The 6,641-nt window shown below is 56.7% G+C and carries 4 protein-coding genes; 2 read left to right on the forward strand and 2 right to left on the reverse strand.

Annotated elements, in window-relative coordinates:
* Positions 1-83: 83 nt before the first annotated feature.
* Entirely contained in the window at positions 84-2,048 is a 1,965-nt protein-coding gene (locus Q1A32_RS11080; RefSeq protein ID WP_299652682.1) for a CocE/NonD family hydrolase, read from the forward strand.
* On the opposite strand, the gene Q1A32_RS11085 is transcribed toward Q1A32_RS11080, so the two are convergent.
* Entirely contained in the window at positions 2,049-2,771 is a 723-nt protein-coding gene (locus Q1A32_RS11085) for an NAD(P)-binding domain-containing protein (RefSeq protein WP_299652685.1), read from the reverse strand. It lies immediately after the preceding gene.
* Positions 2,772-3,417: 646 nt separating this feature from the next.
* A complete protein-coding gene (locus Q1A32_RS11090; RefSeq protein ID WP_299652688.1) occupies positions 3,418-5,334 on the reverse strand; it encodes an adenylate/guanylate cyclase domain-containing protein in 1,917 nt (638 codons plus the stop codon).
* A 115-nt stretch (positions 5,335-5,449) separates the two neighbouring features.
* Between Q1A32_RS11090 and Q1A32_RS11095 the strand changes: the two genes are divergently transcribed.
* Positions 5,450-5,911 (forward strand): YHS domain-containing (seleno)protein, encoded by a 462-nt coding sequence (locus tag Q1A32_RS11095; RefSeq protein ID WP_299652691.1) that lies wholly within the window; start codon positions 5,450-5,452, stop codon positions 5,909-5,911.
* Positions 5,912-6,641: the final 730 nt, after the last annotated feature.

The following is a 6,641-nucleotide window of genomic DNA, read 5'->3' on the forward strand; positions in this document are numbered from 1 at the left end:
AATGAAGCTGCATTTTAGGGCAGCAGTTGCATTTCTCGGCCTCTTCTCTCACTCTGAAACACGCATGGAACGGCAGGATCAGGATGACGGCACCGCCCTTTTCAGTTGACGAAACGGACCATCTTTGGATCGGTATGGCCGATGGCACGCGTCTGGCTGCGCGGTTGTGGCGGCCCAGAACAGACGGGCCCGTGCCGGCGATTTTGGAATACATTCCCTATCGCAAATCGGACATGGTGCGTGCACGGGATGAACGGAACCACCCCTACTTTGCGGCTCATGGTTATGCCTGCATCCGAGTGGACATGCGCGGCTCGGGCGACAGCGAAGGCGACATGCCGGACATGTACGCGCTTGCGGAACTGGACGACGCGCGGCAGGTCATAAACTGGCTGGCGGCCCAACCCTGGTGCAATGGCCGTGTGGGCATGTTCGGCACCTCGTGGGGGGGGACCGCATCGCTTCAGGCCAGCGTTGATGCGCCCGAGGCTCTGAAGGCGGTCATCGGCGTTTGCGCGACCCACGACCGGTTCGAGGATGACATACACTACATGGGCGGTTGCGTGCTGTCAGACACGTTCGAATGGGGTGCGACGCTGCCTTCCATCCTGGCTTCGCCGCCCACGCCCCATGCCGGGTCCGACTGGAAAGACCGCTGGCGCAGGCGCATCGAAAACCTGTCCTGTCCGCTTGAAAACTGGTTGCGGGAAAAGGGGCGCGGCACGTATTGGCGGCACGGCTCGGTCATTCACGAACCAGACAGGTTAAGTGTGCCGATCCTGGTTGTCGGCGGGTGGAGCGACAGATACTCAAACTCCGTCATGTCGCTGGTCGATGCTCGCCCTGATCTGGTGTGGGGCGTCGTTGGGCCTTGGGGGCACCAGTACCCGGATCACGGGGCACCGGGCCCTGCCATGGGGTTTCAACATCTCGCGCTCGAATGGTGGGATCAGTGGCTGAAACCGGACCACCCCGCGCCACCGGACTGGCCACGTTTGCGCGCATGGCTCAGGGAATTTGATCCGCCGCACGACACGCTGGATCAGCGAGCCGGTACATGGATCGAAAGCGATCCGCCTATACTGGCAACGACTGTGATTGAGCATCCGTTGCTTGACCTGGCCAGCACTCCAGCGCCGTGGGCGGTTCCAAACGATCCTCAAATTGGCCTGACGAGTGGCGACACGGGATACTTCGGGCGCGCCGGAGGTTTACCCACGGATCAGACCCGTGACGATGCGCGCTCTCTGGTATTCGAAACTGCGCCGTTGGATCAGGATCTTGTGATTTTTGGCGCCCCAAGCCTGTCCTTGGTCGCGAAGGTAAATGGCGGACCAGCAACATTGGTCGCTCGGATGTCGGATGTCGATCCACAGGGGGGCGCCTGTCGAATAAGTTATGGCGTCCGGAACCTTGCGTTGGATGATGCGCTGGACCAACCTGACCCGCCGTTGATGGATGGTGTTTCCCAAGTCATGATGACGTTGCACAGCACCGCTTACCGTGTGCGAAAGGGCCACAAACTGCGCGTGGCTGTCTCTGACAGCCTGTGGCCGTTGATCTGGTCGTCTGGGTCCGCCGGGCACATCGCTATTGAGACAGGCACCCTGTCATTGCCGGTTCTGCGGGATGGGGTCCGCAATTTGCAGGTGCCACTGCCGGAGCCAGAAGACCTGCCCGCGCAAAAATCACATACCATAGTGGCCGCACCGCAACTGGAGCGATGGTCGAAGACATCTGACACCCATTCAGAGGTGGGCTGGCATCAACCGGAAACGCGGATCGCCTACCATCAGATCGACTCGGTGTTCGGGTATACGACGCGGATGGTTCACCAGCAGGATATCTCGGACCGCGTGACCGAAAGGGTCACTGTCGACCATAGCATGACGTTTGTTCGACCCGACGGCACCGCCAGCGTCGTTGTTGATTTACAAGCGCAGTCGGCAGAAGGAGGACCTCAGGTCCACATCACCCTGCATGCAAAGTGGGATGATGAGGTAATTGGCCAGCGCACATGGGTGATACCATCGGCAGCTGGCAGCTAACTATGTCAAGCCGTCCAAGCCGGTTTTCAGATCGGTGCGCATCCCTGCCTTCTCCATATGCTGGCGCAAACGCTGGTTAAACCCGCCTTCGGTATTCAACGCCTCTATCAGCGCCGCACAGTCCGCATTCTCGAGGCTCGACGACACCAAATGCCGCAAAAATGCCTCGCCTTGCTTTGTGTCCTGGACTTTACCTTGCATCCAGTCCGCCGCATCACCCACCAGCCGTGCGACCGGCGACAAAACGGCCTGTGCACTCAGGTAAGCGGCCATTTCCGCAGCGTTGTTGACTGGGTAAACGGTATTGCTACGACCAAAGATGTCCCTGACAAGCGCGTCTTCTCCTTGCACCAGAACAGGGGATCCGCCGACCGCAATACCGGGGAATGGTATGACCAAGGCGACAGCACGCGCAGGGCGCACCATCTTGTTAACCTCTTCCAGGCTGGCCCCCGCCATAAAGGTGATCACGCATTGCCCATCGCGAAACCGCAATGGTGCGAGAATGTCTTTCGAATCATCCGCCATGAGACCGAGAAAAATGACGTCGCTGGAATCGACGACACTCTGATTGTTTGCCACTGAGACGTTTGAAAACTGGCCAGACAGTTCTTTTGAATATCGTGAGCTGCGTTCGGAAACGACGATGTAATGACCGTCAGCCGCAATGCCATGTACAACTGCCGCGGCAATGACACCGCACCCAATAACTCCGATCTGCATGTCGATCCTTCCAAATCCCGGTTTGCAATTTGTTGTTTATGCTATCTGTTCACCGCTTTTGGCAGAACACAAAGATCGGATGCGCCGACAACCGGGCTCCGGTTTTGAGCGACCGGGTCGTTGTACGGGGTTGGCCAGAGATCTCGCCATTGCCAAAGGTCAGGCCAAAAAACCATTGATGCGATGCTTAGGCGATTGGAGGCTCGCAGTATGCCGTAACTTCCGCAAGCCTGGACGTCAGCAATTCGTACATCTCGAAGAGACTTTCCATCCCTCCAACACTTCTTTTTGCGAATGACTGAAAACATGCTCCCGGCGCTGTCATGAGGCGCGTAAAGCCGACGGTCCCAACCTATTTCAGAACGCAGCTTCGTCCCGCGTTCTGTAATGTCGCAATTCTCACGATTTTGCGGGCGCAGCGAAGGACTCCTTCGACGGGCCGAAACGCAGCATGGTAGGGGTTGAGTGACTGGCCGGATAGGGCCATTCAAAGACGGAGCCCGATCAGCCCTAAGCTAAATTGTCTACCGGTTGTGCCCAATGGCACCCTAAAGGTCTTTTCGATCACAGAGATTGCGGGCCTGTTTCGATGCACCGCAGTGCCCCGCCCGAATGAGTATGATCGGCGTAACGGAGTGAGGCTGGACTACTCGACACCTGCTCGACGCAGGCCTTCAAGAATGATTTCCCGCTGATCTTCGGAGGTAAAAATCTCTGCAAATCTTTTTGGATTGAAGAATGGGTAACGTGACAATCCTTCATCGATCAGGTCCTTCGCCTCTGTGTCCTGCCCAAGCATCGCATGTGTTGCAGCCAGAACGAAAACGCTGGCTGCCTCATCTTTCGACACCAGTGGATACTTCCTCGCGATCTCCAACACTGCCTCGAACTGCCCGGTGGAGTACAAAGCCACAATTGGGCAGTTGATTTGGTCGCCACGCGGAAAAGGATCGATTTCCAATGCTTTTTGAGCTGATCCGATGGCTTCTTCGGAGCGACCAGCAAACATCAGAATGCTGCACCGCTCGGCATGGCCATCAGCGAGGTTAGGATTGAGATCAAGCGACCTGTTTATGGTGTCCTCGGCTTCTGCCAACCGCCCGGAAAACTTCGATGTCGATGCCTTGAGCGCATAGGCGCGCGCGTTGAAGGGATCGAGTTTGATCGCCTGTTCAGCATTGCTGCGGGCGTTGTCCCAAGCCTGTTGCGGCCATTGTGTCCAACCAAATTTCAGGTCGTTGAGATAGGTGTGTCCAAGTTGAACGAACGCATCTGCATAGCTTGCGTCCAAAGCGATGGCCCGTTCGAACAGATCACGGGCCTCACTATTGGAGGTGCGGCTGATCTGGTTGACCAGGCCGCGCCCGCGCAGCACCAGGTCAAATGCCGTGAGGCTTTCGGTCGGGGCCACGGCCACACGCGCTTCCTCGGCCTTCGTGACGTTCACGGTCAGTGCCGAGACGACCTGCCGGGTCAACCTGTCTTGCACGTCAAATAGGTTGATCACGGCCTCATCATACCGGTCCGACCAGATCAGAACGCCCGATGTAGCGTCGCTGATTTGCACGGACAAACGGATCTGGTCCGCAGATCGCCGAACCGAGCCGGTCACGAGGTAGTCGGCACCCAATTGCGAGACCATCTCCTTGTCTGCGACGTCTGCGTCGTCGACCGCTTGCACCGCGCTCCATGACAATACAAGCAATCCGGAAAACCTGCCCAAAGCGGCAATGACGTCTTCCGTCACCCCATCACTGAAAAACGATCCATCAGCGTCAACACTTTGGTTTTCGAAGGGGAGAACGGCGATTTTTGGGCGCACGTTTGCCTCTACGGCCGGGTCTTCCAATGGCTCCTCTGTCGTTGCTGCGTTTTTCAAGGGGATCAGATCGGTAATGACGAACAGCCCCGCGCCCCCGATTGCCAGTGCTGCGAGGATGGCTGCAATGACCCCAGGTCGGATCGGCGTTTTGCGCCGCGGTCGGCTACTGATATCTGCCGCATCGTGCACCGCGAATACCTCAAGGGGCGTGTCGATATTCTTCACTGTGTGCGACCCAAGGCTCTCGAACGACAATGGTAATTTGTTCCCAACCTGGTCACGCACAACCGCAGAGACCGCGATCCCACCGGGATCGGCCAAACCTTCGATGCGGGCGGCCACGTTGACGCCGTTTCCGAATACATCGTCGCCATCCAAAATAATGTCACCGATGTTCAAACCGATCCTGAACAGCAACTGATCCTGCGCAGGCAGGGACGCGTTTTTCTTGGCAAGTACCGCTTGTATCTCAATGGCCGCGGCAAGCGCATCCACAACACTGTCGAAAATGGCAAGAACAGCATCACCTGCTGTGCCGATGATCCTGCCGTTATGTTCGACAAGACGTTCGAATATTTCGCTGCGCCAGGCGACAAGACGTTCATGCGTTCCCGCTTCATCGCTGGCCATAAGACGGCTGAAACCCACGGCATCTGCATGTAGCACAGCCGCTAGCTGTCTCACCGAGCCTTTGGGGCCGCGGTCCGTGGGACCAAGTGTTTCAGCCAAACCGTTTCCCATTCCGGTTGCTTGCTACAGCGTCCACTTTGTTCAGGAACACTGAGGTAAGTCTAGCCAGAAGCCGGAAACACAGGTATCCTTTGCTATGATTTGATTGTGGTAAGGATTGCGAAAAATGCGATTGGATAAGGCAAGGAGGCGCTTTCTGGCCCTTGCGTTTGCGGCCACGGTCGCGGGGCTGCCCGCAGGCGCGGGTGAACTTTTGAACACCGACGAAAACAACCTCGCCCTTTCCGGGTACGATCCGGTCGCTTATTTCACCGAAGCGCGTCCCGTGGTTGGCGACCCCAACATTTCGGTTGATTGGCAAGATGCCCGATGGCAATTTTCGTCGGACACGCATCGCGCAATGTTTGAAGAGGACCCGGACAAGTACGCACCGCGCTATGGTGGTTTCTGCGCGGGCGGCATGTCATTGGGCCGGAAATCTGACATTGATCCCGAAGCGTGGATGATCGTCGATGGACAGCTTTTTCTGGGCGGTTCCGAAGGCGCGATTACCTACATGAAGAAAGACACCGCCGGGAAGATCGAAAAGGCCAATGAGAACTGGACTTCAATTGGCGTGACGAATTAGACCGAAAAGCCTGATGGTACACAACGAGCGTTTTTTCGAGGCAAGGTTGGAGTGGGCCCACTACAGCACGATAGTGATGCTTGATTGGTCGCCAATGTTGGCCAACGGATTCTCAAAGTTGACCGGCGATGGCAATTTGGTCGATTGAATACAGATCTTTTGTTCCCCGGCGTATGTTCCAATCTGAGCTCTAAAAAGTTGCTCTTCAGACATCTTTCTTTGTTTCATCAAAGCGACTGAAAGACCACATAGTCTATATACCTCGGATTCAATTCGCCTTTAGCTTTGCGGACGCTGCGAAAATGGGCAGTGCGGGACAAAGCCACCGCTCAGTGCTATCGCGCCGATGGTTGCTTTCTGGGGCCCAACCTTGAGGGACCGCCTGAATTTGGAAGGAAAGGGACCCCACCGTCCTTACTCCAACATTCGCTGTAAGCCCATGCTTACTAGTATCATCCCAAAGCACACAATAAGAGATGCCATTATCAGATATGCGCGCACATTGAGTAGCGCTGGGCGCAGCTCTTATCAGAGGTGATCCAAAAGGTGTAATGCCGTAGGCGGAAGCCTGTAAATGGCAGGCGGTCTGTTGCCTATCTCATCCCGGACATACGCGTTCGGAGAGTGATTTTGCGGGGCGCTACGGCCCCGCACCGTTCACCCGAACAGAATGTCATCCGTACCAAAGCCCGACAGGTCGCTGTCCGAGCGCAGCACGGCCACGTCGCCG

Origin of the sequence: uncultured Tateyamaria sp. (assembly GCF_947503415.1) — a bacterium.
Lineage (GTDB): Bacteria > Pseudomonadota > Alphaproteobacteria > Rhodobacterales > Rhodobacteraceae > Tateyamaria.